This is a genomic window from Leucogemmata humicola, assembly GCF_055379415.1.
On record NZ_AP040875.1, the window covers coordinates 2484338 to 2511321 of the forward strand.

The window sequence follows — 26984 nt, forward strand, 5'->3', positions numbered from 1 at the left end:
GTCAGGGCACGACGTCGAACATCATGTGCATACCGCTCTCCATGTGCTCGGCGATATGACAGTGCAGCATCCACGTGCCGGGGTTCGACATCTCGACCAGCAGATCGACTGTCGACCCGGCCGGGACCAGCGCGGTATCCTTCCATAAGAGATTGTGCATAGGGTCGCCGTCCACGGCGACGACGAGGAAGCGCTGGCCGTGAATGTGAATCGGATGCTGCATCGGATGTAGAATGCGCGCGTCGTTCACCAGCCGAATGCGAACGAGGTCGCCCGTGTGAAAGCGCCACCCGACCTTCATGTTCTCGCGACGCGTCGCGGAGTCACGTAGCACCCAACGCAGTTGGCGTGATGTCGCGAGCCAATCCATCATCGGCATCGTACCCGTCCACTCGACGGGACTTCCGGGCCAGACCTCGTTGCGCAGCACCTGCCACAGCTCGAACGGAAGCGTCTGCGCGGTATCGAGCGTCAGTTGCAGCGTGTAATCGGGCGGCGCGGCGATGCGCGATCGATACCGCTCGATGTCGCGCGCCACAGTCGTATTCTCGCGCAGACGCTCGAACGCCGCGGCCGCCGGTGCCGCCGCAGGCGCAGTCCTCGGCTTGACGGTGACGACGCCTAGCGTGTCGATCTCGTCGAAAAACGCGCCGCGATAGCGATCGACGCCCTGCACGTGATTGAGCAGCGGCGCGCGTCCGATCGAATCGAACCGCACGTCGACGATATACCGCTCCGCCGGCGCAATCACGACGCTCGATACCCATGTTTCGTGCGCGATGAGCCCATCGTCGCCGCCGACGAGCTTGAGGCGCGCGCCGGGAATCGAGACGTTGAACACGCGGGTGCTCGATGCGTTCGTGAGAAACAAGCGAACGACGTCTCCCTGCGAGACGTTGAGCGCGTATTCCGGCGACCCGTTCACCAGAAAGAGGTTGCCGAACCGGCCCATCAACGCGTGCGTTGCTGCGTCGGCGCCGTAGGGAACGGGGGCGCCTTTGCCATCGACCAGGAAGTCGTCGAGAATGAGCACTTCCTCACGGTCCGCCGGCGCGAAGAAGCCAGCGTCTGGCGATCGCACGAACAGATTGCCATAGAGGCCGAGGTCCTGCTGGCTATCCTCGCGCACGTGTGGATGGTACCAATAGATGCCGGCGTCGGGGAAGTTGATGACGTAGCGGAACGTGCCGCCCGGAGCCACCGCGGATTGCAACGTCATCGGCGTGCCGTCGTAGCGGTTGTCCAACCGTACTCCGTGCCAATGGATGCTCGTCGGCTGGTCGAGCGCGTTCGTGAAGTTGACGACGATATGAGAACGCTGATCGACGCGAATCATCGGGCCGGGGCTCTGGCCGTTGAACCCGTACATCGTCACCGGGTGGCCGGCGATCGTTCGCCGCACGAACCCGGCGACGAGCGAGATCGAATCGCCGTCTTTGAGCGTGATCACCTCACGCGGCCGCATGGCGGCGACAGTCGGGGCAGTCGTCGGCATCCATGGCGCGACGCTCGGCATGAGGCCTTCGAGCCCGGGTGCCATCTGCGGAACTTGTCGGTGCATCGGCGGCATCACCCAGCGCGCTGAGCCGGAATGTACGTCGCCATTCATCACCATTCCCCCGTGCGCCGTATCAGGCGTGATGGGTAGCGCGTCATGCGGCTGTAGCGCCCAACTCGGCGACGTTCCGTTGAGCAACGCTGGACCAGAGGGTCGGGTGACATCGAGTGAGCGCTCGGCCGTGATGGTGAGAACGAACTGATTGAGCGCGACGACACCGACCTCGGTGCGGCCATTCTTTACGGCGCCTAACTTCACTTCGTGCGCTAGATCGGGCGTCACTGCCCACGCGACGTACGTGGAGTACGGGCCGAGTGTGTTCGGCTCGGGCAGGTTGCTGAGTGTGATCACGGGCGCGAACAGCTGATGGCCACTCTCGTCCACGCTCACCGTGAACGGCGACGACGGCACACGATGAAGCTCGGCGAATCCGGTCGCGGTGCTAGTGTCTCGCGCGATCAGACGAATGCACGCCGGCGCACGTCCCGTGATCTGCGGTGCGTCGACGACGTTGGCGTCGCTGCAACCGTTCGCGGCGATGGAGTTCGGCAGCGTCCCGCGCTTGGAACACGCGAGCACAAAAGCGAGCGCGATGAAAGAGCGCCAGCTGCTATTCACTCCATACCTCGATCGCCTCATGCGGGCCGATTGCGAGCCCAGTCCTCACGACTCTGTCCCCAGAGATCGACCGTTTCATGATCGAGCGGCGGCGGCATCGTCGCTTGGCCTTGAATCGTTGAACCAAGCCGCCGTGCAAGCGCCTGCGACCGCGCGTTCTCCGGATTGATGCAGTGGATGACGGCGGTCCAGCCGAGTGAGTCGAACGCGAAGTCCATGGCGGCGACGGCGGCCTCGAGTGCGTATCCCTTGCCCGCTGCGTCGGGGTGAAGCGCCCAGCCGACCTCGCGCCCAGGCCACGCGTACGGTTGCCACGGACCCACACGACCGATCCACAGGTTGCGCGCCTTCTCGATCACCGAGAACATCGAAATGCCGGTGAGTGCCCACGCACCGCGAACCTGCGTGACCATTCGCCACGCGACTGGCTTGGGGGCGACGCCGCCGATGAAGCGCGCGGTGTCTGGGTCGGCCATCATCTCGGCCCAGCGATCGAAATCGCTCACCGTAGGTGGTCGAAGGATCAGACGTTTGGTTTCGAGGATGGGCTCTGCGGTCATTGACGATGAGGATAGCGACAGGACGTCGTTCATGACAGTTTCTGTCTAATGAGTGTAAACCGCGTCGTCATTGTCGCCGCGCTGATAGTCACTTTTGTCCGGGAAGTAGCCGGGCAATCGCCGGCGAGTGCCCGCAACGCCGCACCGTACATCTGGTCTCGTGTCACCGATGCGGCCGCGTTTGACGGTGCCTACAACTTTCCCGTCTTCGTCGTACGCGGCGAAATGTGGGCGTTTCATCCGCGCGGACACTGGTCGTCCTCCGACGGAAAGGTGTGGACGCAATCGAGTCTTCCGGCGTCGGGGCTGAATTCCGGATACCAGAAGTATGTCGCGTTCCACGACGCGGTCTATGCGCTCGGCACCATGCATGGGAACTATCTCGATCTCCATCTCACGTCGCGGATTGCGCGCACCCGCGACTTCAAGCAATGGGAAGTGCTGGCCGCGGAGTCGAACCTGCCGCCGAGAGTGTTCTATGGGGCGTTCGTCTATCGAGACAAGATGTGGCTGCTCGGCGGCTTCGATGGACACGACTACTACAACGACGTTTGGAACTCTGCCGATGGAGTGCATTGGACGCGCGTCGCCGAACACGCCGCGTGGAGTCCGCGCGACGTCGACATGACGGCGGTGTTTCAGGGCAAGATGTGGATCATCGGCGGCGGCGTCATCGACGGCCAACGCGAAATCAATCCGAACTCGAAGCGCGAAGTATGGTCGTCCACTGACGGCGTTAGTTGGACCAAGAGTCCGGACCGGTCGGGTTCTGCGTGGGGCGGATCACCCGTGGTGTTCGACGATCAACTCTGGCTGATTGCAGCGAATCGAAACTCGACGTTCGCGCCGGCAATGTTGACGACGGCCGACGGAAGCACGTGGCATGAGGCGGCTGCACCCTGGTCAGCGCGCGGCGCGCCAGCCGTGTGGGTGTTTGGCGATAAGCTCTTCATGGCCGGCGGAAAGTATTCCGTAACCGAGAACGGAGCGCAGCGATTCATTTATCGAAACGACGTTTGGGCGCTCAGTCGATCGCCGAAGTAGTCTGTCTCGATGCGGCGCGGTATGAGTGATTGTGATTGACCCGTTACTGTACGCGCGGTGCGTGGCGTCGGTGCTCACATCATCTTGTGCGATGAGACTCTCACCGCCAATGACACTCCGAGCATGAGCTTTCGCGCCAATCTCGTCGTCACCGTCGCAACGTGCATCCTCTCGAGCGCGACGCTCGCACAGCAGGGCTTCGGCCCAGGCCAGCGCGTGCTGCTCGATGCGCACAACGCATATCCGCAAAATGATCGTTGGACCGATCGCATCGATCGCGCGCTGTCGACCGGTGTGCCCGTCGCGATTGAGCAGGACCTCTATTGGGTGAAGAATCCCGGGAGCGATCGTTTCGAGATCCGCGTCGCGCACGACAAGTCGGAACTCGGCCGCGCACCGACGCTCGAAGCGTATTTCTTCGACAAGATTCGGCCGATCATGGAACGCGCGCTTGCCGAGAACAAGCGCGATACGTGGCCGCTGATCGTGCTCAACCTCGACTTCAAGCAGAACGACGCACCATTGCTCGACGCGGTGTACACGTTGCTCGGGAAATACGAGCCGTGGTTGACGACTGCGACCAGGACAGCGACGCCCGACGTGGCCGAGCCGCTCACTGTTGGGCCGTTGCTCGTTCTGTCCGGATCGAGCGAAGCGCAACGCGCACGCTTTCACGATGCCGTTCCCGTTGGACAGCGCTTGCGCGCCTTCGGTGCGATTCCGTCGGCGCCGGCGCCGGGCGCGAACGCGGATGAGCGCGCGGTGAACCTGAGTCGCATGCCCGCCGAGCAGATCATTGCGCCCGCGGCGTCCAACTACGCGCGCTGGGTGAACTTCCCGTGGGGCGTAGTGGAAGCAGGAGGGCAGACGAACGCTGGAGATTGGGACATGGCCGACAGGGCGCGGCTCGACGCCTTGGTAAAGCGGGCGCACGCGCAGCATCTGTGGATTCGCTTCTACACGCTCGACGGATTCCTGAACGGCGATGGCGACGGGCTCACAAAGTCCTACGACTTTGGAAGCGATGCCGCGGTAAAACTGCGATGGCGAGCCGCGATCGAGGCGGGCGTCGACTTCATTGCGACCGACCACTACGAACGGTTCGACAAGGCGCGTCGGGAACGATAGATGCGCTGATCGCCCCAAGGAGCCGACGTCCTGAAGGCGAAAAAATGCAACACTGCCAATCGATCGTTCGTCGAGCGTTCGCATGAGCGCGACGGCGCGCCTTGCCGCGTCGTTGGCGATGATCGCCGGGTACATCGATGCGTACGGCCTCATGACCTACAAGACATTCCTGTCGTTCATGAGCGGCAACACGACGATCACGGGCAGCAGCCTAGGGCAAGCTCACTTCGCGGATGCGTTTCCTTCTCTCGTTGCGATTGTCGGATTCGTGATCGGCTCGAGCGTCGGAACGGTTCTCGTTACGACGACGCAGCGTCAGCGACGGCCGATCGTGCTGGCACTGGTCGCCGCGCTGCTGCTGCTGACGACGCTTCTCGTGCGCATCACGGGCGTTACGGTCCTAACTCAGATAGCGACCATTGCCTTTGCGATGGGGATACTCAATACCACCGCGACGCGCATCGGCGCGCAGTCGGTAAATCTCGCGTTCGTAACCGGCACGCTTGCCAGGCTTGGCAGCCACGTTGCGCTGGCCTGGCGTCGAACACCGTTGGCCGACGCCACTGGACCGTCGGACACGCACGTGCATCGCGCCGCGGAGCTGGCGGGGATGTGGACATCGTTTCTCGTCGGCGCTCTCATTGGCGGATTGGTGACGCCGCGCCTGATGACGTGGACACTCGTGCCGCCTACCGCCGCACTGCTCGGCCTCGCGTTGGTCGATCGAAAGTGAGCGCAGTGATGGTTACGGCACCGCGTGCTGTGCCGCGTCCTTGATGACGGCCGCGACCTCCTTCGGTCGCGCTTCATAGACATCGTGGCCCACGCCTGGCACGACGGTCATGTGACTCCGGGCGCGGACGTACCACATCTTCTCGACGTCTGGATTGATGATCTTGTCGTCGCCAGCGACAATCGCCCAACTCGGCTTCGTCGTCCATGCGGCGACTGTGAGCGGAGTGCGAAATACCTTCGCCGATGCCATCACCTGCGAACGCGACGCGAACGCCGCACGATCCGGCGGGAGATCAGGCGCAAAGAGCGTGAGGAATTCTGCGGGCTTCAGAAAAGTGAATCCGTCAGGCGTCACGACCACAGCGCCTTTCGTCTTGCCAAGCACGCTCGGCATCTTTTCTTCGTCTTCGACTTCATAGTGGCCGACCGACGGCGCCGCCGCCGCGACGTACACCAAGCCGACGACGCGCGGATGTACGCCCGCCTCCGTGATCACTGAGCCGCCGTAGCTGTGCCCCACAAGGATGCAAGGTGCGGTCTGAAGATCGAGCACGCGCTTGGTCGCGGCGACATCGTCCTGAAATGACGTTTCCGGGATCTGCACGATGGTCACGTCGTAGCCGTCCTTGACGAGGATGTCGTAGACGGGCTTCCAACCCGAGCCGTCGACCCATGCGCCGTGAACGAGCACGACGCATTTCACTGGCGCGGCAGCGAGCACCGGGGCGGAAACAATAGCAAGCAACAACGCGGCGACCTTCCAACCGCGAAGCAGCGAAGCGTTCTCGATCATCGAGCGGCTCCGGAATGGTTCGGGTGTGCTTGACGCGTGCGCCGACCTCACGCTGGAACGATGCCGTGACTCTCTTTCGGCAGCGTCTCGAAATCTTCGCGGGAGAGGTTCAAGTGCTGCATGACCAGTTCAGGCGGAACGTGGCCTAACCATTGGGCCAGAGAGATCTCTTCGTATCTGGGCGCGCGAAACACGCCCACGAACTGAAGCACCTCGTTGCCGGTGTTCTCGACGTAGTGGCCGAGGTTCTTGCGCACAACGCCGACATCGCCGGCGCGGAAGTCGGTGGTAGTCGCTTTCGGTCCGGTGTTGAAGACCGTCATCCGGGCCTGGCCGCGGAGATAGTACTGCCACTCGTCGGCGTTCGGGTGCCAGTGCATCTCTCGCATGCCGCCGGGCTCAATGGTAATCAGGGCCGACGCCACGGTTTTAGAGATCGTGAAATTGCTGCTGTCGGCGAACTGAATGCGGCCGCTACGAGTCTCCTTATGCGGTTTGGAGCGCGAAAGCCGAAACACGACGGACTCCGTTCCCGGTTGAACGCCCGCCGCGGTCCTGTCGGCGGCGAGATCTCCCGGCTCCTCGCCCTGAAAGATCCAGAGGTTGTTGAGCGGAATGTTGTCGAAGAGTTCGCGAGGCGCGCCGAAGTTCTTGGCCAGGACGTCGGGTGGCGTGTGCGCGATCCAGTCGGTCACGAGTAGCGTATTGCTCTCGGACTGTTCGCCATCGTCGAACGCGAGCACGAACTCGGTGCCGTCGGGGCCGAGGCCCTGCAGCGAGTGCGGCAGGCCGGCCGGAAAATACCAGAGGTCGCCCTCCTCGACGTCCTCGACGCTGGGTCGTCCCCGAACATCGATCGTCGTGATGCGACACTTTCCGCGCGTGACGATGGCCCATTCGGCGGTCTGGTGCCAGTGCAACTCGCGGATGCCGCCGGGCGCGAGATGCATGTTGACGCCGGCGATCTCATCGGAGATAGCGAAGTCTTTCGACGTCAGCTCGCGCGCCCAACCTCCATCTTGAATTCGCTTGGGCGAGATGTTGAACGATGACCAGAAGAACGGCTGTGTGCTGATGTCAGTGGCTGGCGGGTCCATCTGCGAGGGGAACTGACTTTCAATCGCCTCGTTGTGCGGGCCGTCGCTGCGAAGACTCTCGGGATTGTCGGTGGTGTTCAGCTTGCCCTCGGGAGGCAAGTCAGGATTGCCGAAGCTCGGCGCTGGACGACTCTGATTATTTCTCGCCTTGATCGTCCGGCGGGTGTTGGGCATCGCTCGTCCTCGCGCGAAGTGGGTTCGTTCGCGTTGACGATAGACACGCACTCACGCCGTACCATTGGACCATGGTCAAGCGGCGCGATTCTCTCTACCGTTGCGCCAGACGGGGCGTCGTGTCACACAATCGTTGCGTGCTCGTGGGTTGTCTGGCGTACGGCGTACGCGCACCGTGTAGCCATGTCGACCAACACTCCAGAGCACCCGCTGAATCAGCCGATCACACGCCGCCGCTTGCTGAGCGCATCTGCGCGCGCGGCCGCAGCGTCACTTGCCGCCTCACTAATGCCCGCGAACGTTCGGCGTGCGCTCGCGCAGCCGGTACGCGGGGGCCAACTGAGCGATATCAAGCATATCGTTCTGCTGATGCAGGAGAATCGATCGTTCGATCACTACTTCGGCACGATGGCCGGCGTGCGTGGATTCAACGATCCCAACGCGCTGAAACTCGCGAATGGTCGCTCGGTCTTTCATCAGCCGGATGCAGAGCATCCGGACGGCTACATGTTGCCGTTCCACCTCAACACACGCACGACGAACGCGCAGAAGATTCCATCGACGAGCCACGCGTGGTCGGTGCAGCACGAGGCGTGGAACAACGGACGGATGGACCAATGGCTCCCGGCGCACCGTAAGGCGGATGGACCGAACGGCCCGTACGTGATGGGCTACTACACCCGCGCCGACATTCCTTTTCAGTTCGCGCTCGCCGAAGCGTTCACGATTTGCGACGCGTCGCACTGCTCGGTGTTCGGACCGACGTGGCCGAATCGCATGTACTGGATGACGGGTACGATCGATCCAGACAGCCTCGCCGGTGGTCCGCTGTTGAGCAATACGATTCCGCCCGATCGATACTTTCACTGGACGACGTATCCCGAGCGACTCGAGCAAGCCGGTGTGAGCTGGAAAGTGTATCAGCAAGCTGATAACTACGGCACGAACATGCTCGAAAACTTCGAAGCGTTTCGCACGGCTCCGCCCAAATCGGCCCTGTATCGCAAGGGCGTCGTGCGCGGGCCGGAAGGCGACTTCGAAAGCGATGCGATGAATGACCGTCTGCCGACGGTGTCGTGGATCATGCCGACGGCCGCGCAATCAGAACATCCGAACTACATGCCCGCAGACGGTGCGGCGTTTGTGGCCAGCAAGATCGACGCGATCGCCGCGAACCCCGAGGTGTGGGCGAAGACCGCGTTCATTCTCACGTACGACGAGAACGACGGCCTGTTCGATCACGTCGCTCCGCCGGTGCCGCCCGAGGGCACGCCGCAGGAATTCGTCGGCGGCCTGCCGATCGGCGCCGGCTATCGCATTCCCACGATCATCGTGTCGCCCTGGACCGCGGGCGGATGGGTGTCGAGCCAACTGTTCGACCACACATCGTCGCTTCGGCTGCTCGAACGTATCACCGGCGTGAAGGAGCCAAACATCAGTGACTGGCGGCGCGAGACGTTCGGAGACTTCACGTCGGTGTTTCGCTTTGACGACGCGAAGTCAGCGCCGCCAACATTGCCAGATACGACCGGACAGCTAGCGCTAGCGCGGCGCGAGGCGGCGTCATTGCCCAAGCCAAATCTCGCGGCGCAGCCCCAGGCCGAGCCGTCGCAGGAGAAGGGAACTCGGCGACGGTTGCGTTAAGGGCCAACGGCGACCGAGATCGCGGGGATCCCGTCCGCAGACAATTCTTAGTGACAGCTCGGTCGCCGACTCTGCGCAATGCGTGAGTGAGAACTCACACTAACCGCGGAGGAGTACCATGGGCCTGATGCCAGCGGGGGGAGCGAATCCCTTCACCAGAGTGGATGCGCGCAGCGTCGTTGGCACGTTCAGAATGGCGGACGCGCGAGATCCGGACGTGCTGCACGCGCAACTGCAGACGCTTCTTGCGCCGCCAAAGCAGCTCAAAACGCTTGCCGTGCTTCTCATCGGAATCGGCGCGTTCCTCACCGTCACGGTGGTGTTGGCCATCGCCGGAATTCCGAGCATACTCTTCGGGATCTGGGTGTGGCGATTCGGAACCAAGAACATCGCTGCTATCGAAGCTGGATACGCGGAGTATTCCGCGTCCATTCGCGGCTAGATAGTCGAATCGACGATTGCGCCGAGCGAGGTCTATACCCCTCGCAACGATCGATTCAGCGCGATCATTTCGGGGAAGTGGTAGACGTCCGATTTCGCCGGCGTGTTCAGTGACGTCGCTATCATCGCCTTCGAGATCTGCTCGACGGTGATCGATCGGTAGTTCGCCGGCGTCACGAACGAGAACAACGGAAGCACTTTCCCGAGCAGCCAGGGTGTGTGTTGCGATCCGATGATCATCGCCGGGCGAAAGATGCTCACAACGGCCGGACCAGCCGCTTTCACCGCTTCTTCGGCCTCACCCTTCACGCGAGCATAGCGCGCCATCCCCGCAGCGCCCGATCCGGTCGCTGCCGCTGTGGGATCGGCGCCCGCGGCGGACATAAACGCGAAGTGCTTCACTCGCCCGGAAGCCTTCAACGCTCGCGCAAAGGCAGCATTCAACTTCACGTCGATTGCGCGATGCTCGTCGATCGTGAGTTTCGCGGTTCCCGCTCCGATGCCCAGCACACTCAAGCCGACGACGTCGCTGTCGAGCGAGCGAATCGCATCTGCGGTCGCAGCTTCGAGACCGGGTGGATCCATTGTGGGAACGAGCGTTTCGCGCAGTTCGACGCCCGCGTTGCGTGCCATTGCGACCTGATCCGGTTGCGAACGACGCACCAGCGTCACGATGGGTTTGAAGGACCCACTGAGAATCAGTTCCTTGATCAGCGCGTTACCCACCGATCCCGAGGCGCCGAGGACAACAGCCGCGTGCTTGTTCGACATAGAGTGCCCTTGGTCGATGTGCTCATCAGCGACTACCCACTCGTTCACAAGAATAGCGCAGGCCAAAGTCCAATGCGGTCAAATCTCACAACGCACATTCATTAGGGCGAGGCGCGGAGGTATCGGCATTCATCGAAGAGGTGTATCGTGGCAATGAAGACCAAGCCAAGCATCGTGTTCGCGCACGGCCTTTGGGCAGATGGTTCGTGCTTCAACAAAGTCATTCCGGCCCTGCAGGCCGCAGGGTACGAGGTCGTTGCTGCTCAGAACAGCCTCGACACATTGCAGGGCGATGTCGCGGCGGTTCACCGCGCGCTGGGGCAGGTGAGCAGTCCCGCAATTCTTGTCGGGCACTCGTATGGTGGAACCGTCATTACCGCCGCGGGAATCGACGATCGCGTCGCCGGCCTGGTATACATCGCCGCGCTTGCACCGGACGAGGACGAGACATCGCAGAGCTTGCAGGACAAGTTTCCAAAGACGGATGTCTTCAGCCAAATCGAAGCGGTGGACGGACGGATCTGGCTGCGCGCCGAGGGGACGAAGTATTTCGCGGGAGATCTCTCGGAGTCAGACCAGAAGCTCGTTTGGGCGGTTCAGGGCGTGCCTGCAGCGGATCTCTTCAACCAGAAGGTGAAGGGCACCGCATGGAAGTCGAAACCGAGTTGGTACATCGTCGGAAAGAACGATCGAACGGTGAATCCTGAACTGGAACGCTTCGTCGCAAAGCGGATGCGCGCGACCGTCACCGAGTTGGATAGCAGTCACGTTCCGATGTTGTCCCAGCCGCAACGAGTGATCGAAGTGATCCTGGCCGCCGCGGCTGCGATTCAGAGTACGACCGCAGTCGCAGCATAAGCGAGTCTGCGCCGATCACGTCACGGCAAGGCGAACACCGCTGGCACGCCGCCTAGAACCGACGCCGTGAGTGTGGTACCGAGTACGACGCCAGTGAATGTGCGACCGCAGTCCGTTGATGGCGTCGTCTCGACGAATTGGAAGACGGTCCCTACGACGGTGTAGGGACCTGTGCACCTTACAGTTCGCGTCGAGGCGACTCCGTTCAGCGTTTGCCGAATCGTAGTGAGGTCGCCAAACGTGTGGTCCGCGTTGATGATGATCGCGCCCGAGAGCGCGTCGATTCTCAGCGCTGGGTTCGCGGAATCAATGACGACGGCGGGCGATGCTGCGCCGTTCACCGACTGTAGAACGAAGGTACCAACCAGGACATTCGGAACGACAGTCACGTCGCCGCTGTCGTTGCAGGCCGCGAGGCCAATCGTGCCGAGCAAGAGTGCGATTGCTGTGATGCGCATGGGCGCGTCCATGAAGCGTGGGGAACGCGTCAGCGGAAGTTCCGCGCCACGTAACAACGACGAGCTCGTGCGCGATCTACAGCGCGTTGATCGCTCGCGCGACGAGAACGACTACCGTGGCCAGCGAGATCACGGCCTGGATCATCGTCAGCACCTTGGCCCAGCGCGACAGGATCGGCACGTCGGTCGGCGAGAACGCGGTGCTGGTGTTGAACGAGACGAACAGATAATCGATGAAGTGCGGGCGCCAGCGTTCGTCCTGTCGCTGGGTGTCCATCATCTGCGGAAAGAGGAATGCTCCGTCGTGGCGTCCCGGTCGATGTGCCCGCGCGAGCGGACCGCCGGCGTCGAGTCGCCAATACCACAGGGCGAACGTGATGACGTTCGACGGCCAGAGAATCACCGCCGACTGGAGTAGGACAAGTGGCGGCTGGCTTTTGGCGAGCACGGCGAGAATGAGCCTGGTCACGCCTGTGATCACGCCGCCCGTGAGTAGCGTTACGATCAGATAGCCGACTCGCTGATTCAGCAGCCGGTTGTCGGTCACCGCTGCGCGGTAGGCCACCGCGGCAAGCGCGAGCACCACTCCGGCGCCGACCCACGGCGGCCCAGTGCGCATCGATGGCGGAAGCGCGAAGTGCAGGGCAACTGCCACGATGACGCCAGCCAAAGGCGGCCAACGCGGCTCGTGAAGGTCGGACGCTGGAGTTGTCGGCATACCGCGAAGCTACGCGCGCGGCTGCCACTCCGATACGATCATCGTGTTCGAATGCTCACTCAGCCGGTTTTCGGCATGAAGTGTTCGACCACGTCCCCGACGCTGAAGCTCGAAGGCTTCTGACGGATCGGGAATTCCTTCAACGACTCCAGCCACTGAGCGACGACGGCCTGCGCAGGCACGAGCAAGAACGCGCGGTCCGCCATCCACTTGTCGTAGAACAGAGAACTGTCGGTGCCTTCCTCGAACGGATCGCTCCGGAGATTGTAGAGCTTCGGCGCGCGAAGGTTGGAGAAGTCCTCGCGCCAGACATCGAGTCCCTTGGCGCGCTGCTCCATGAACACCGCTTTCCAGTTGCCAACACGAACGGCGAGCAGATCGCCGTCATCGCTCCAGTAGAGAAAGCCCGGACGCGGACTCTTGTCCACGTCGCCTCGCAGGAACGGGAGCAAATTGTAGCCGTCGAGATGGACCTTGAAGGTCTTTCCGTCGGCGGCATAGCCCTTCTTCGTTTTCTCCACGAGATCCGGTTCGCCCGCCGCGGCGGCGAACGTCGGAATCATGTCCTGGAGCGAGCACACATCATTGATGACGCGACCCGGTTCGATGACACCGGGCCAACGCATCACGAATGGCACACGCCATCCGCCTTCGCCCTGCGTGTCCTTTTCAGCATGGAACGGTGACGTTCCGCCATCCGGCCACGACATCTTCTCGGCGCCGTTGTCAGTCGTAAAGCAGACGATGGTATTGTCCACGACTTTCAGCTCCTCGAGTTTGGCGAGCAGCTGTCCGACATAGCCGTCCAACTCCACCATGCCATCCGGATACACACCGAGTCCTGTCTTGCCGACCGACGACGGTTTGAGATGTGTGAAGATGTGCATGCGAGTCGTGTTCATATAGCAGAACCAAGGTTTGCCCTCCTTGGTCTTCCGCTCCATGAAATCGAGCGCGGCGCCAACGAACTCTTCGTCCACCGTCTCCATCCGCTTCCGGGTGAGCGGGCCGGTGTTCTCGATGGTCTGCTTACCCACCTTTCCGAACTGTGCGTCGATCGTAGTGTCGTCCTTATCGATTGCTTTGCACCGGAGCACGCCGCGCGGACCGAACTTCTTCTTGAATGCGGGATCTTTCGGATAATCGGGATTCTCGGGTTCCTCTTCGGCGTTCAGATGATAGAGGTTGCCGAAAAACTCATCGAAGCCGTGCACGGTCGGCAGAAATTCGTTGCGGTCGCCAAGATGATTCTTTCCGAACTGCCCCGTGGAGTAACCGAGCTGCTTCAGGAATTGAGCGATGGTCGGATCCTCGGCGCTGAGGCCGATGGTCGCGCCCGGAAGCCCAACCTTGGTCAAACCCGTTCGAATCGGTGTCTGCCCGGTGATGAAGGCTGCGCGGCCGGCGGTGCAGCTCTGCTGGCCGTAGAAGTCCGTGAAGAGCGCGCCCTCTTTGGCTATCCGATCGATGTTCGGTGTGCGATACCCCATGATGCCGAGGTTGTACGCACTGACGTTGAACCAGCCGATGTCGTCGGCCATGATGAACAGAATGTTGGGCTTGGTCTGCGCGGCCACATGTCACTCCGGCGAAGGTGCCCGGAGTGTGCGCGTCGGTCCTCATGCGTCACATTGGACAAAGGGCTACGCGTTACTCGATATGATGTACCGGCGATTTGCCCACCAACCGATCGCCGCGGTAGCGAACGCCGCAACACCACCGAGAATCATCGGAGCGCGACCCCCGAACGTATCCGCCACCCAGCCGAGGATTGGCCCACCCACAGCCAACGGTCCGCCGATGAGCACCGTCTGCAACGCAAGCACTCGACCGTGCATTTCCGGTTTGGCTTCGACCTGAGCGATCGCCGTCGTCGCCGTCATGTAGAGAATTCCGGCCGCGCCGATGAAGAACGCGATCGGCGCAGCGAGCAGTGCCGAGGACACTGGTGCAAGCAAGAGCATCCCGACGCCGAGCAGGATGGCGCCGAGGATGATGTGGCGCATCCGAGTGAGACCGCGGTGCGCAATGAATAGCGAGCAAACGACAGCGCCAACACTCATTGTCGACGTGAGGAGCGTGTAGGTGCGCGCGCCGCCGTGTAGGACCTGCGTGACGAACAGCGGCAGCGTAACGTTGAAGTTGTACGACAGCGTGCCGAGGATCGCGAGCATCACGAAGCTGATCCAGAGCGCCGGCGTGCCGAAGACATAGCGTAGCCCGGCGCGTACGGCGCCTTTGCGCTCCATCTTCTTGCCGGAACGATGGAGTTCGTCGTCGCGCATGAGGAACAGGCAGACCAACACGGCGAGATACGACGCGGCGTCGATCGCGAAGCACCAGCCGTAGCCGACACTCACGATCAATGCGCCCGCGAGCACAGGTCCAAAAATGCGCGAGCCGTTGACGATCGTGCTGTAGAGCACGATCGCGTTCGGCAGATCCTCGGGCGCAACCATTTCGGTCACGAACGAGCGTCGTAGCGGATTGTCGAAGGCGAGGAAGATGCCGCCGGCAAGCGAGATGAAGTACAACGCGATGAGCGGCGGGCTTGGCGTGAATGCCAGAACGGCTAGACCGATGGACTGCGCCATCTCGAGGAGTTGCGTGACGATCAGCGAGCGCCGTTTGTTGAAGCGGTCGGCGACGACGCCCGCGTAGGGCGAAAGAAGCATGATCGGGCCGTACTGACATGCGGCGAGCACGCCGACACGAAGTCCGCTGCCGGTGATCTTCAGCACGAGCAACGTTATCGCAACGTTCGTCAGCCAGTTGCCGGTGTTCGACACCATCTGGCCGATGAAGTACAGGCGAAAATTGCGGTGACGAAGCGAAGAGAAGGTGCGGCCGATCACGCTGAGGCCTGGCTCAGCCATCAATCGCACCGGCGTCTGCGGATGCCAGGCGCTCGAGTAGGTCGATTGCCTTGGCGAGTGCCGCTCGTTCCTTCGCCGGTACCTGCGTGGCGATCGCGTGCATCAGCCAGGCATTGCGCGACTCGGCCACGGCATCGAACAGCTTCAGGCCGCTCTTGGTGATGCTGACGAGCGCCTTGCGACCGTCGTCGGGATCGCGCGTCGTCTTTACCAAGCGGGCGCTGCGCAGGGCGGCGACATGCTGCGCGATCGCCTGTTGGCTGACGTGCTCTGCCACCGCGAGCGTGGCAGCGGTGGTCGGCCCGTCGTCGCGCAACCGTTTGAGAATCGCGAGCTGGGAGACCGGCAGCGATTGGACGGGGGACGGCCACGTCTCTCGCAGCCGCGCACGCAGGCGCTTGACGGCGAGCACGAGACGGATCGCAAGTTCTTCCTGGGGCTTGTGTGAGGCCATACCGTAGAATCGAATACACAAGGAAGTTACACAAGTACCTTGTGTAATTAGTCGTGCCGCCTTAGACCTTCAGCATGCCAAACGACACAAGCACAACCGCCCTTCTGGTCATGGACGTGCAGCCGGGCATCATCGATCGCATCGATGACCGGGACGCCTATCTTGCGCGCGCGACCTCGGCTGTCGCTCACGCTCACACGCACGGCGTGCGCGTCATCTACGTCGTCGTGGGATTCCGTCCCGGCGCTCCCGAGGCGAGCGCATTCTTCCGTCCGTACGCCACGGCCCTGGTCGATGCGCAACCGGTGATGACGCCGCGCGAGAATGACGTCGTCGTCACGAAGCGGCGCATCAGCGCGTTCGCGGGGAGCGACCTGGAAGTGTTGCTCCGCGCGAGCGACATCCGCCATCTGGTGCTCTGCGGGATTGCGACGAGTGGCGTCGTCCTATCGACGCTCCGCGAGGCAGGCGACAAGGATTACTCGATGACGGTGCTGTCGGATCTCTGCGCAGATCAGGATCCCGAGGTCCACCGCGTGCTGCTCGAGAAGATCTTTCCGAGGCAAGCCACGGTCATCACGGCAGCGGAGTGGGCGGCGTCGGCCGATTAGCGGGGCCTGCGTCACCGAGCGGTAAGGTGCGCTCGCTAGTGTATGAAGCGTCCGTTTCGACGCTTGTACGCCTGCGCCCCCGATCAACTGATGCGCTGTTCCGCAATTCGCCGATTTCTCGACCGGCTCACCGGTCTTTTCGTTAGTCTCTTCGTTCCACTTGCCGCTCTGCACGCCCAGTCTGCCGCTGGAAGCAGTATCCGCGGTCGCGTGGTGCATGCGGCATCCAACGCGGCGATCGCCGGTGCGGCGATCGATGTAGCGAACGTTGCGACGGGAGCGCCCGCGGCTCGCGCGACCACGGCTGCCGACGGCAGTTTCCGGATATCGATCGCACGTCCTGGGCAGTACCGTGTGATTGTCCGCGCGCTGGGATTCGCACCGAAGACGCTGCCAGTCGTCGAGCTCACGGCGGCGCGGTCTGACGTCGACGTCGGTGCGATCACGCTTGCCGAAATCCCGCTGCAGCTCGAGAAGCAGGCCATCACGGCCGAACGCGACGGGGTGCAGATTCAACCCGATCGCACGACGTTCGTCGTGCGCGACATGCCGACCACCAAGGGAGGCACGGCGCTCGACGTGCTCCGCAACCTTCCGTCGGTCGACGTGGACATCGACAACAATGTCAGTCTCCGAGGAAACTCGGGCGTCGTCATTCAGATCAACGGCCGACCGAGCGCTCTCAAGGCGGCACAGCTCGGAAACTTTCTCGCGCAGTTGCCCGCCGATATGGTGGATCATGTGGAGATCATTCCCAATCCGTCGGCGCGCGACGATGCTGACGGCGTCGCCGGGATCATCAACATCGTTCTGCGGCAGAAGCCCGACGCTGGGACCACCGGCGGCCTGACGGCGGGCGCCGGTACCACGGGGCACATCGATACCGGCATCAATGGCGGCTGGCAGCGCGGCGCGCTGTCCACATATGGCAGCTACTCGCTCCTGCGCGACAATAGCCCACGCTATGACGCGATCTTCCGTCAGAATTCGTACGACACGCCGCTCACCTATCTCCGAGAGAGCGGAACACGCACGCAGATCCCACTCATCCACACCGTTACCGGCAGCGCGACATATCAGCCGAGTGACCGTGACGAACTCTCCGCCGACGCCTTGTACAGCCAGCGTCGGGAGTGGGAGACGTACGGCATCACATACCACAGCCTGGATACGTCGCTGGCCCTGACCAATCTCACGGACCGTCACTCCCGCGACGTCAATCACGAGGGCAGCGCCGAGACGGCGCTGAACTACAAGCACGACTTCGCGACGAAGGGCCACAAGTTGTCGAGCGACCTCCAGTTCGAAGAGCATTTCGAAGGCGGACCTACGGACATCCTCGACCGGGCGCTCTGGCCGACGAGCGCGTCACCAACGACGACACTGCAGCAGACCCGCACCGTGTGGACCCACTCGAGTGGCACGACGTTCAAGCTCGACTACGTGCGGCCGCTCGCCAACGGTGTGCGAGTGGAAACGGGGTACAAGGGGTACTTCCAGCGGATTCGGACGACGCAGGACGTTCAGAACTTCAATGCCTTACAGTCGGCAATGCTGACCGACACGACACAGACAAGCGACTTCTCCTACGACGAGTTGGTGCACGACGCGTACGGGATGGTCGTTGCGAGAGTCGGACGCGTGCAACTTCAAGGCGGGCTTCGTGCCGAGCATGCAGGCACCGCGTTCGATCTGCGCATTCAGGATCGGCGGTACGATAATTCGTACAACAGCCTGTTCCCGAGCGGCCTCATATCGTTTGCGGTCGACGACGCAGACCAACTCAAGTTGTCATATTCGACTCGAATCCGGCGGCCCGACGATCCGGATCTGCTCGATCCAACACCACACGCGCTCGATGCGCTGAACATCTCCGTCGGCAATCCGTTTCTCCGTCCGGAATACATTCGCGCGCTCGAGCTAGGTCTGCAGCGTACCGCCGATCGTGTGACGCTGCAGCTCACGCCCTTCTATCGGCATTCCCTCGATGCGGTGCGGAGCATTCGCACGATCGATTCGGCCGGCGTGACAACGCGCGGCTACGCCAACATTGCCACCATCGACGCCCTCGGTACCGACGCCACTATTGCGTTGCACGGCAGCCGGGTCAGCGGTTTCATTGGTGGGAGCGCATTCCACCAGCGAAGCAATGCCGGCAATCTCGATCCGACGCTGTCGGCGAGCACGTTTGGTTGGAGCGTCCGCACGAACACGGCGTTCCACATTTCGCGGAAGGTAGATGCCCAGGCGCTGGTGTCGTACGTCGGGCGCACGACGATCGAGCAGGGTTGGAACGGCGCGCGTACGCGCGTCAGCTTCGGCGTTCGCGATAAACTCGCGGCCGACCGTCTCAGTCTTACGCTACGCGTGATCGATCCCTTCAGCACGGCCTGCGAGCGATCGGGCACTCTCGATCCAGCGTTCACGCAGACCAACGAGCGCACGCGGGCGATTCGCGGCCTTCAGCTCAGCGCAACCTGGACGTTCGGTCGCCAGACCAAGAAGGGCGATGACGCGATCGATCTGAATCCCAACAGTCAGTGAGCCGTCGGTTGCGCCGAGAGTAGTCTCTCACTTACGGGCCGAACTTCGAGCAGCCCTTGTTCGCCGACCAGCCGGTGATCTTCCCATCGCGCGACACGATCAGCGATTTCACACACGGCTGCGCCTTGCGATCCGCCTTCGTCGAATCGGCAGCATGGCTCGCGTGCGCGGAGTCGTCCCAGGTGTAGACGGTCGCGCTGTCGGGTCGCACGACGGTGCGATCAGGCGTGCCCCACTGCAACTCGGCGCGTCGAATCGGTTGGCCGACGAGCGCATCGAAATCCTGGGCGTCGGTCGTGATCCCCATGCCGTTCAGCATCATCGTCGTGCACGACATCGCGGGCATCAGGACGGACGTCGACAGTACGCGAACGAGTGCTCGGTTCATCAACAACTCCCTACATATCGAGGCGGCTTCAGAGGATTCCTGAACCTAATCGCGAGTGCATGTCACACGGGTCATTTCTATCTCGTCATGGTGTCATCATCAACCATGAAGGACCTGACAATGACTGCCAGATTGAATCCTCTTGCTGCTTCCCCGGATCTCATGAAGACGTGGTTCGACGCATCGGTGAAAATCGCGTCGAGTCTCGAGCCGAGTCTTGCTGAGCTCGTTAAAATTCGCGCCTCTCAGATCAACGGCTGCGCCAACTGTATCAACATGCACACGGTATATGCGCGTGCCGAGGGCGAATCGGAGCAACGTATCTACCTTTTGTCTGCGTGGCGCGAGGCCCCATGCTACACCGATCGAGAACGCGCCGCGCTTGGCTGGACCGACGCGTTGACACGAATGTCCGAAGGACACACGCATGAGCGTGCGTACGAAGCGCTCAAAGCTCACTTCACGGACGAGGAGCAGGTGAATCTCACGCTGACGATCAACGTCATCAACGGCTGGAACCGCATCGCGGTCGGGTTCGGCGGCTTCGTCGACCCGGCAACGATCAAGGCCCGAGTAGCTGCCGCGTGATATCGAATGAAGGGGCTGACGATGCAGCGGCGGATTTCTCGCCGCTGCGTCCGATGCTCATACGCGTTGCGTATCGCATGCTCGGCTCGGTGGCCGACGCCGAGGATATCGTGCAAGAGGCGTTTCTCCGGTGGATGAAGGTGGACCGTAGTGAGGTGCGCGAGCCCGAAGCGTTCCTGCGCCGCACGGTCATGCACCTCTGTCTCGATCAGCTCAAGTCCGCACGACATCAGCGCGAGACGTACATCGGTCCGTGGCTTCCTGATCCCGTGGTGGAGGAGGAGGATGGGGAAGACGTCACGTTACCGTTGATGCTTGCCTTGGAACGCTTGTCTCCGCTCGAGCGCGCAGCGTTTCTACTGCACGACGTGTTCGGTCTTGAATTCGAGGAAGTCGCGCAGACGATTCAGCGCGATCCGGCAGCCTGCCGTCAACTCGCCGCTCGTGCGCGCGTCCATATTCGCGAGGCGAGACCTCGATTTCAGATCGAGAAACAGCGCGGGCTGGCGATCGCCGAAGCGTTTTTCGCGGCGTCGCGCGGCGGTGATATGAAGGCGCTTGGTGCGATGTTGGCGGCTGATGTCAGTGTTCACGCCGACGGCGGCGGCAGGCGTCCGGCGGCCTCGGAACCGATTCTGGGCTTCGACGCCGTCATGAAGTTCTTCACCTTCCTGGCGTCTGTTTTCCGAACCGAGCCATTCAGCCTGGTTCGTGTGGGGTTCATCAACGGCTTGCCGGGTTTCATCACGCGCGATGCCGATGGCGAGTTCTCGACCACTGCGCTGGAGATCGAGGAGGGAAGAGTCGAGGCGATTTACGTGGTGCGAAACCCCGACAAGCTGAAGCATCTTCACGCGGCTCCTGTCTCTGAGGACGTGTGACGCTGCGTGGCCCGACTGCTGCGCCTATGCGTGGGCATGTCGCGAACAATTGCCGTATTGACCGCCGCCCTGTTCGTCGCGGCCGGCTCGTGCGTAAAACACATTCCGGAAAATGCCCTCCCCGGTGTCGTGTGCACGTCGGGAGATTATCTCGAGGTCGTCAACGAAACTGGATTGCGAGTCGATGTCTACGCGTTGAGGGGCTCGAGCATGCTCTTGCTCGGGACGATTGGGGCCGGGCGTTCGACGTTCGCGCTCCCGGATAATTCCGCCTCGGGCCTCGTCTTCGCCGGCTATCGCGAAGGAACGCGAGATCCCGCCTCGCAGCCCTGGAGAGGAAATCCGTCAGGCGGGCATCTCGAGTTCAACCAGAGATGCCGGTGAGATTGCTCCGCCGTTAGCGCAAGATCTCAACGTACCCTTCCGTTCCATGCACGCGGATTCGCTGCCCATCGCGAATGAGCCGAGTGGCGTGCTCGACTCCCACGACGGCGGGCAGACCGTATTCGCGCGCGATCACTGCGCCATGTGTCATGAGGCCGCCCACCTCGGTTACCAAGCCTTTGATCGCGACGAACAGCGGCGTCCAACTCGGATCGGTGAACGTGGTGACGAGGATGTCGCCAGGCTCGAGGTCGGCCTCTGCCGTATCGAGGATGACGCGTGCACGTCCCTCGATGGTCCCGGCGGAAACCGGCAACCCGACGAACGCACCGGCTGGAAAGTCGTCGCGACGATAAGATCCCGTGATGATCTCGCCATCCGACGTGATCACGCGCGGCGGTGTGAGCGCTGCGTATGACAGGAATGCGGATTTGCGCTCGCGAATGAGCTGTTCGTCTGCCTGCTGCGTACGCACGACGTGCTGAAGCTCCTCGAATCTGAGATAGAAGATGTCTTCCTTCTCAACGAGCACACCGGCGTCGACGAGACGCTGTGCCTCGCCCATTAGAGCTTGCTTATAGACGAAGTAGCGGCTGACCATGCCGTACTTTGGGTACTCGCGGTAGCCAATGAACGTCCGAACGCGGTCGATCATTCGCTTCGTGTCTTCGGCCTTTCGCTCGCCATCGGGCAAAGCTCGCAAGCGCTCGAGCACCTCTGTCTCTTTCGTCGACGCCTCTCGCAGTCCTTGGTCGAAGTGCCGCTTAGCTGCGCCCGGGGCGAAGCTCTTGACGTTCCCGAGGAGCATGGGCAGGAGCAGGGTGGGGCGTTCAGTCCAGCGCGGTCGCGTGATGTCAATCTCGCCGACGCCACGCATGCCGAACCTGTCGAGCCAGGCTTGGATGGCATCTCGCGCCTGTCGTCCGCCCAAGAGTGACGGCAGTTCGTCGAGGAAATCGTCATGCTCGACACGCTGTAGAAACGCCACCACGTCCGGATACGGACGGATCGCGTCCGCGACGTCCATCAGCGCCAGACCCATTTCCGCCGTGACGTTGTTGGGAACGGACTGCGTGAGCGTGTCGGCCACGTTTTTCTCGCCGAGCCACGTTTGTAGGTGATCATTGAGCCACCAAGTGGCCTCCATTCCCGCCATGATCACCTGCAAGCTTCGTGGATCAAACTGGAGCCGCTTGGCCTCCTGGATGCTTTCGAGAATGAAGTCGAGGAGGGCCGATCCGGATCGCTGCCGGATTTCGCGTTTCAGCGTAGCGATCCACGCCTCGCTCTGCGCGATCGACTCAGCGGGAATGGCCGGATCGGTCTCGAGCGACGCGTGCCCGCCGCCCGGCGCCTTCCAGCCGGGCGCTGCGTCGGGAAGCGACGGGACGAAGTCACCACGGTCGACAATTGTCTGGAGCGCGTCTCCGATTAGCGGATCGGATTTTCCTAGCCCCTTCATCAGGCTATCGCGACTCGCGAGTGAGGCGAGACCCTTCGTGACGTCAACGAACAATCGACCGCCGGCCTCCGCCATCGTCGCTGGTGTCGTCAATTGCCATACGGAAAGGCCCAGCGGCTTCATCGGGTCGGTCATCATCTGCTGATGGCCGACAGAGACGTACACATGGTTCTCCGGATCGGAGGCGCCGGGGATAGGGAACAGCGTCGTGATCGGCCGGCTCTGGACGATGTGATAATCCTCATTGGCCAAACACCATTCGATATCCTGCGGACAGCCGAAGTGACCTTCAATCTGCCGGCTAAGGTGCGCGAGTCGCACGACCTGGGCGTCAGTCAGCGTCGGCGCGGAGCCAACGGTCCTGTCGACCACTTTGCTGTCGCGCACCCGATAGACGTCCGCGTTCACCGTACCGGAAACGAGCGCTTCGCCAAGGCCAAGGACGGCCTCGATAGAGCAAACCTTGCGGTTGCCAGTGAGAGGATCTGCCGTGAAGAGAATGCCGGCCACCCGCGGCGCGATCATCTGCTGTACGACCACGGCCATGCGAACCTTGCGGTGGTCGAAGCCGTTGCGAAGACGGTAGGTCACCGCTCTCTCGGTGAAGAGCGAGGCCCAGCACCGACTGACGTGTTCGAGGATCGCCGGCGCTCCCACGATATTCAGATACGAATCGTGCTGTCCCGCGAAGGAAGCCGTTGGCGAGTCCTCCGCCGTTGCACTCGATCGCACGGCATATGCGGCGTTCTCGCCCAGCCGAGCAAGCGATTCGGTGATCACGGCCACGATGTCAGCAGGGATGGTGATCCCTTCTATCGCCCGACGGACCCGCGAGCTCAGGGCGCGAATCTCATCGCGATCATCGGGCTCGAGGTGCGACAGCTGAGCGAGCAAGCCGTCGATTGGCGGCGCTTCGGCCAGGATTCGTTGAAACGTGTCCGTCGTGACGCAAAAGCCGGGCGGAACGCGGATGCCTTCTATTCGCGACACCTCGCCCAAGTGCGCGCCTTTGCCACCAACGAGTGCGACGTGCGTGTGGTCGATCGCCTGAAAACCCAAGACGTAGCTAGCCATCCGCCTCCTCCATGTGCGTTCTCTAAAGAACGCTGCAGCGCCGCATCGGTCAGGGTGTCTGGCCGAAGTCAGCCACACTACCTGAGGACCCCGGGCTTGCTGCAAGCCCACCGGCTGGCTACATATTGAAAGTGGGGAGGAAGACCGGTGATCCGCGTGTGTGCCGAGCCGCGACCGTGTCTACCTACCCGGCGCCGGCCAAAGGAAAACGCACTCGGCGATTAGGATGCGCGCCTTCGCGTTCGCGGCGAAGCGTATGCGCTGCTCGTCGCTGAGCAGTAGGTCTCGTATGCGCGCGTCACGCGACTCCACGAGTTCCTGCGCTTGCCGGCGAAATGAGCTCGTGTCCGCAGCAAGCTTGTCGCGCCGCTCTATACTCTCGCGGATCGCCTCACGAGCAACCGAGTCCTGCGTTGCTGGCAGCTGAATGCCGTCGAGCAGCGTGCGATAGATCGTCGTCTGAAGTCTCTGACGCATCTGGTCATCGCGAACGCACGTGGGGTTCGTGCCCTGAGCGGAGAGCTTGGCCGCGATCGCGACGGTGACTCCGAGGCAATAGAAGAATCTCATCGAGTAGCTCCGATAGAGACGAGTGCCTTGCACGCGGCGCACTACTCCGCGCGCAAGGCGCGCGCCGGATCGACCTTCGTTGCTTGGCGAGCGGGCAGATATGCGGAGAGCAACGCGATCAGCATCAACAGCAACGATGCAGTGGCTATCGCGAGGGGATCAACCGGGCTGACCTCGAAGAGCAACGAGACGAGAAGACGCGATCCAATGAGCGATCCAATAAGCCCCGCCACCGTTCCGGCGCCAGCGATGGTCAGCGCTTGTCGGAGTACCATGTGCCGCAACATTCCCGGCGTGGCTCCGAGTGCCATGCGCACACCGAACTCGCGCGTTTGCTGCATGACAGCGGATGCGACAATTCCATAGAGACCGATCGCGGCAAGGACCACCGCGGCCGCGGCAAAGATTGACAGCAAGAGCGCGTCGAAGCGCGGAACCGCGAGCTGCGGCGCAATGAAGTCGCTCATGGACTGGCCAGTGACGTACGCACCGCCAACTCCAGCATCCTGCACGGCCTGGCGCATTCCACGAAAGACCGAGGCCGACGGAGCGCCGCGCGTTTTCGCGATGATGTAGCCTTGCGCGTACGTCTGGCGGAACGGCCGGAAGACGGTGGGTGTCGCGTCGCGATATTCCCGAAAGTGCAGGTCCGGCGCGAGCCCCACAACGGTCACTAGCAAGGCAGGATCGCTCTCACCCGGATCGTGAAAACGCTTTCCCAGCGGATTCTGATTCGGCCAAAGCCGGCGCGCGACACCCTCCGTGATCACTGCAACGCGCGGTGTTCCCTCGCGATCCGCATCGGTGAATCCTCGTCCCTTCAGGATGGGGACGCTCAACGTGCGGAAAAATTCCGGACCTACCAGGTCATAGCCGAACCACGGGTTCGCCTTGCCCTCCGATTCTGACTGCTGTTCTGCGACAATCTTCTTGGTCCACACGTTGGTGCCAAGGAAGGGCGGTGCGCTCACTGGCGATGCGCTTTCGATGTCAGGCATGGTTCGCAGCTGCGTCATGATGCGATCGTGCCCGTCGAAACTCATTGCGTCAGCGCACGTTCCCCACCGAAGTGTGTCGGCGCGGTTGAGCACCGCTCCATTGGGGCGACAGGCCGCGGCAAACTTCTGCCACGGAAGGGACACGGAGAGGAACACGACATCGTCGGTCGCATAGCCCGTCTTCAGATTCGTGAGCCGCGAAAGACTGCGAGCCAGCAAGCCAGCACCGGCGAGCACTACGAGAGCGAGGGCGATCTGCGACGCGGCCAGCATTTGTCGAACCCGCCGCATCCTTCTACTCTCGGTGCCAGAACGCGCATCGGCGCGGAGCGGCGACGACAGATCGAGACGCAACACGGCGAGCGACGGTGCCAAGCCAAACACGACGACGGCTGTTGCAGTCACAGCTGCACCAATCGCGATGGGCGCACCACCGAGAGCGATGACATCCGAGCGAGGCAGACTACTCGGCGCGAGTCGCACCAGACTGTCGAGCGCTACTCGCGCGACCATCAGGCCGAGAATTCCTCCTGTTGTGGCGAGTACCACGCACTCGACGAGGAGTTGCATGACGATGTCGCTCGAAGTTGCGCCGATGGCGCGGCGAATCGCCAGCTCGCGCATGCGCCCTACTGCGCGGAGCAACAATAGGTTGCCAACGTTGACACACGCGAGAAGCAGCAGTAGCACGCCGGCCGCCGAGAGCGCGACGAGCGCCGGCTTGGCGTCGCCGGTCACGGTCTGCGCCATTGTATGTACCTGCGCGCCGACCGTCCCGGTTCCGAGCGACTTGATCAGATCTGGATCGTGATCGAGGAAGGCGAGGAATTCACTGCGAGCGGTTTCTGGCGTTGCTCGCGGCGACAACCGCGCCACAACGTCAGCGCCGACGTAGTTCGCGGCGAGCCAAAACTCTACGCCACGCGGATAGTCCAGTCCCGGCGGCGCCACACCGACCACGGTCAGATTCCAGCCAATCTTTGGCTCGAGCAGGCGCCGGCCGATAACGGCCGAGTCTCCGCCAAAGGCGTTTCGCCAAGCGAGATAGCTGAGCACGACGGCGGTCGTTCGATTTGTCGTCACCGCCCATTCGACGGCGTCTCCGGTCTGAAAGAGCCGCCCGAGCGCCGGTTTCGCACCGAGCACCTGAAAGAAATTGTCGGTAACGACGGCCTCGCGGAGGGGGATCTGCCGATCGCCGTCGTGAAGGACGTCGGCGACGACCCGCCAGTGGGCGAGCGCAGCGACTCCGCTCAACGTTTGGCTGGACGCGGCGAGGCGACGAATCTGCGCCGGAACCAATGGGTATTCGGTAGCGGCGCCCTGACCAACCCCAGCGAGTTCGACGATTCGATCCTGGTCGTGAACCGGAAGCGGTTTCAAGACGACAGATTCGAATACCCTAAACATCGCGCTCGTCAGGCCAATACTGAGCCCGAGAATCAGGACGACGGCAATGCTAAAGGCCGGCGTTCGGCGCAGTGCGCGGGAGGCGTAGGCGAGATCGCGCCGAAGCGTTTCCATCGCTGATTGACTCCAGTTGAGCTTCAGACGTGC

The 26984-nt window shown here is 62.3% G+C and carries 24 protein-coding genes; 10 read left to right on the forward strand and 14 right to left on the reverse strand.

What is annotated here, in order from left to right:
- Position 1: 1 nt before the first annotated feature.
- Together AC6H4Z_RS10325 and AC6H4Z_RS10330 are read right to left on the reverse strand one after the other, a co-directional pair.
- The gene (locus tag AC6H4Z_RS10325; RefSeq protein WP_497546665.1) at positions 2-2176 is read right to left on the reverse strand and encodes a multicopper oxidase family protein; all 2175 of its coding nucleotides are present in this window, start codon (positions 2174-2176) and stop codon (positions 2-4) included.
- Between the two features lie 17 nt (positions 2177-2193).
- Positions 2194-2736 carry a GNAT family N-acetyltransferase gene (locus AC6H4Z_RS10330; RefSeq protein WP_497546666.1) on the reverse strand — a complete coding sequence of 181 codons (543 nt, stop codon included), beginning with the start codon at positions 2734-2736 and terminating at the stop codon, positions 2194-2196.
- Between the two features lie 48 nt (positions 2737-2784).
- On the opposite strand from AC6H4Z_RS10330, the gene AC6H4Z_RS10335 reads away from it, so the two are divergent.
- The 3 genes from AC6H4Z_RS10335 (at position 2785) to AC6H4Z_RS10345 (ending at position 5641) form a co-directional block, all read left to right on the forward strand.
- The gene (locus AC6H4Z_RS10335; RefSeq protein ID WP_497546667.1) at positions 2785-3780 is read left to right on the forward strand and encodes a DUF6242 domain-containing protein; all 996 of its coding nucleotides are present in this window, start codon (positions 2785-2787) and stop codon (positions 3778-3780) included.
- Positions 3781-3903: 123 nt separating this feature from the next.
- A complete protein-coding gene (locus AC6H4Z_RS10340) occupies positions 3904-4908 on the forward strand; it encodes a PI-PLC domain-containing protein (RefSeq protein ID WP_497546668.1) in 1005 nt (334 codons plus the stop codon).
- An 82-nt stretch (positions 4909-4990) separates the two neighbouring features.
- Positions 4991-5641 (forward strand): YoaK family protein, encoded by a 651-nt coding sequence (locus AC6H4Z_RS10345; protein WP_497546669.1) that lies wholly within the window; start codon positions 4991-4993, stop codon positions 5639-5641.
- A 12-nt stretch (positions 5642-5653) separates the two neighbouring features.
- Here AC6H4Z_RS10345 and AC6H4Z_RS10350 read toward each other — a convergent pair whose 3' ends face one another.
- Together AC6H4Z_RS10350 and AC6H4Z_RS10355 are read right to left on the reverse strand one after the other, a co-directional pair.
- Positions 5654-6436, reverse strand: a complete 783-nt coding sequence (locus tag AC6H4Z_RS10350; RefSeq protein WP_497546670.1) for an alpha/beta hydrolase — start codon at positions 6434-6436, stop codon at positions 5654-5656.
- 47 nt (positions 6437-6483) lie between these two features.
- Positions 6484-7707, reverse strand: a complete 1224-nt coding sequence (locus AC6H4Z_RS10355) for a cupin domain-containing protein (protein ID WP_497546671.1) — start codon at positions 7705-7707, stop codon at positions 6484-6486.
- 183 nt (positions 7708-7890) lie between these two features.
- Between AC6H4Z_RS10355 and AC6H4Z_RS10360 the strand changes: the two genes are divergently transcribed.
- Together AC6H4Z_RS10360 and AC6H4Z_RS10365 are read left to right on the forward strand one after the other, a co-directional pair.
- Positions 7891-9351, forward strand: a complete 1461-nt coding sequence (locus tag AC6H4Z_RS10360; RefSeq protein WP_497546672.1) for an alkaline phosphatase family protein — start codon at positions 7891-7893, stop codon at positions 9349-9351.
- 118 nt (positions 9352-9469) lie between these two features.
- On the forward strand, positions 9470-9793 hold the full coding sequence (locus AC6H4Z_RS10365) for a hypothetical protein (RefSeq protein ID WP_497546673.1): 324 nt from the start codon (positions 9470-9472) through the stop codon (positions 9791-9793).
- A 32-nt stretch (positions 9794-9825) separates the two neighbouring features.
- Here the strand turns inward: AC6H4Z_RS10365 and AC6H4Z_RS10370 are convergent, their stop codons facing one another.
- Positions 9826-10563 (reverse strand): NAD(P)H-binding protein, encoded by a 738-nt coding sequence (locus AC6H4Z_RS10370; RefSeq protein WP_497546674.1) that lies wholly within the window; start codon positions 10561-10563, stop codon positions 9826-9828.
- Between the two features lie 153 nt (positions 10564-10716).
- Between AC6H4Z_RS10370 and AC6H4Z_RS10375 the strand changes: the two genes are divergently transcribed.
- Positions 10717-11421, forward strand: a complete 705-nt coding sequence (locus AC6H4Z_RS10375) for an alpha/beta fold hydrolase (protein WP_497546675.1) — start codon at positions 10717-10719, stop codon at positions 11419-11421.
- Between the two features lie 20 nt (positions 11422-11441).
- Here the strand turns inward: AC6H4Z_RS10375 and AC6H4Z_RS10380 are convergent, their stop codons facing one another.
- The 5 genes from AC6H4Z_RS10380 to AC6H4Z_RS10400 form a co-directional block, all read right to left on the reverse strand.
- Complete coding sequence (locus AC6H4Z_RS10380) at positions 11442-11879, reverse strand: META domain-containing protein (RefSeq protein WP_497546676.1); 438 nt, start codon at positions 11877-11879, stop codon at positions 11442-11444.
- Positions 11880-11955: 76 nt separating this feature from the next.
- Positions 11956-12597: a hypothetical protein gene (locus tag AC6H4Z_RS10385; protein ID WP_497546677.1), complete on the reverse strand. Its 642-nt coding sequence runs from the start codon at positions 12595-12597 to the stop codon at positions 11956-11958.
- Positions 12598-12656: 59 nt separating this feature from the next.
- Positions 12657-14138 carry an arylsulfatase gene (locus tag AC6H4Z_RS10390; protein WP_497547029.1) on the reverse strand — a complete coding sequence of 494 codons (1482 nt, stop codon included), beginning with the start codon at positions 14136-14138 and terminating at the stop codon, positions 12657-12659.
- Between the two features lie 102 nt (positions 14139-14240).
- Positions 14241-15473: an MFS transporter gene (locus tag AC6H4Z_RS10395; RefSeq protein ID WP_497546678.1), complete on the reverse strand. Its 1233-nt coding sequence runs from the start codon at positions 15471-15473 to the stop codon at positions 14241-14243.
- Entirely contained in the window at positions 15466-15885 is a 420-nt protein-coding gene (locus AC6H4Z_RS10400; RefSeq protein WP_497546679.1) for a MarR family winged helix-turn-helix transcriptional regulator, read from the reverse strand. Before AC6H4Z_RS10400 ends, AC6H4Z_RS10395 begins: the two co-directional genes overlap by 8 nt.
- A 116-nt stretch (positions 15886-16001) precedes the next feature.
- Here AC6H4Z_RS10400 and AC6H4Z_RS10405 point away from each other — a divergent pair, with 116 nt between their 5' ends.
- Positions 16002-16538 carry a cysteine hydrolase family protein gene (locus AC6H4Z_RS10405; RefSeq protein ID WP_497546680.1) on the forward strand — a complete coding sequence of 179 codons (537 nt, stop codon included), beginning with the start codon at positions 16002-16004 and terminating at the stop codon, positions 16536-16538.
- A 90-nt stretch (positions 16539-16628) separates the two neighbouring features.
- The gene (locus AC6H4Z_RS10410; RefSeq protein WP_497546681.1) at positions 16629-19082 is read left to right on the forward strand and encodes a TonB-dependent receptor domain-containing protein; all 2454 of its coding nucleotides are present in this window, start codon (positions 16629-16631) and stop codon (positions 19080-19082) included.
- Between the two features lie 31 nt (positions 19083-19113).
- Here the strand turns inward: AC6H4Z_RS10410 and AC6H4Z_RS10415 are convergent, their stop codons facing one another.
- Positions 19114-19470, reverse strand: coding sequence for a hypothetical protein (locus AC6H4Z_RS10415; RefSeq protein WP_497546682.1), 357 nt, complete (start codon positions 19468-19470; stop codon positions 19114-19116).
- Positions 19471-19590: 120 nt separating this feature from the next.
- On the opposite strand from AC6H4Z_RS10415, the gene AC6H4Z_RS10420 reads away from it, so the two are divergent.
- Positions 19591-20058: a carboxymuconolactone decarboxylase family protein gene (locus tag AC6H4Z_RS10420; RefSeq protein ID WP_497546683.1), complete on the forward strand. Its 468-nt coding sequence runs from the start codon at positions 19591-19593 to the stop codon at positions 20056-20058.
- Positions 20055-20939 (forward strand): sigma-70 family RNA polymerase sigma factor, encoded by an 885-nt coding sequence (locus tag AC6H4Z_RS10425; RefSeq protein ID WP_497546684.1) that lies wholly within the window; start codon positions 20055-20057, stop codon positions 20937-20939. The genes AC6H4Z_RS10420 and AC6H4Z_RS10425 overlap by 4 nt, the downstream gene beginning before the upstream one ends.
- Positions 20940-21336: 397 nt before the next feature.
- Here the strand turns inward: AC6H4Z_RS10425 and rph are convergent, their stop codons facing one another.
- From rph to AC6H4Z_RS10440, 3 genes are all read right to left on the reverse strand, one after another.
- Complete coding sequence (gene rph, locus AC6H4Z_RS10430; RefSeq protein WP_497546685.1) at positions 21337-23859, reverse strand: rifamycin-inactivating phosphotransferase; 2523 nt, start codon at positions 23857-23859, stop codon at positions 21337-21339.
- 180 nt (positions 23860-24039) lie between these two features.
- A complete protein-coding gene (locus AC6H4Z_RS10435) occupies positions 24040-24429 on the reverse strand; it encodes a hypothetical protein (protein ID WP_497546686.1) in 390 nt (129 codons plus the stop codon).
- Between the two features lie 41 nt (positions 24430-24470).
- On the reverse strand, positions 24471-26951 hold the full coding sequence (locus tag AC6H4Z_RS10440; RefSeq protein ID WP_497546687.1) for an ADOP family duplicated permease: 2481 nt from the start codon (positions 26949-26951) through the stop codon (positions 24471-24473).
- Positions 26952-26984: the final 33 nt, after the last annotated feature.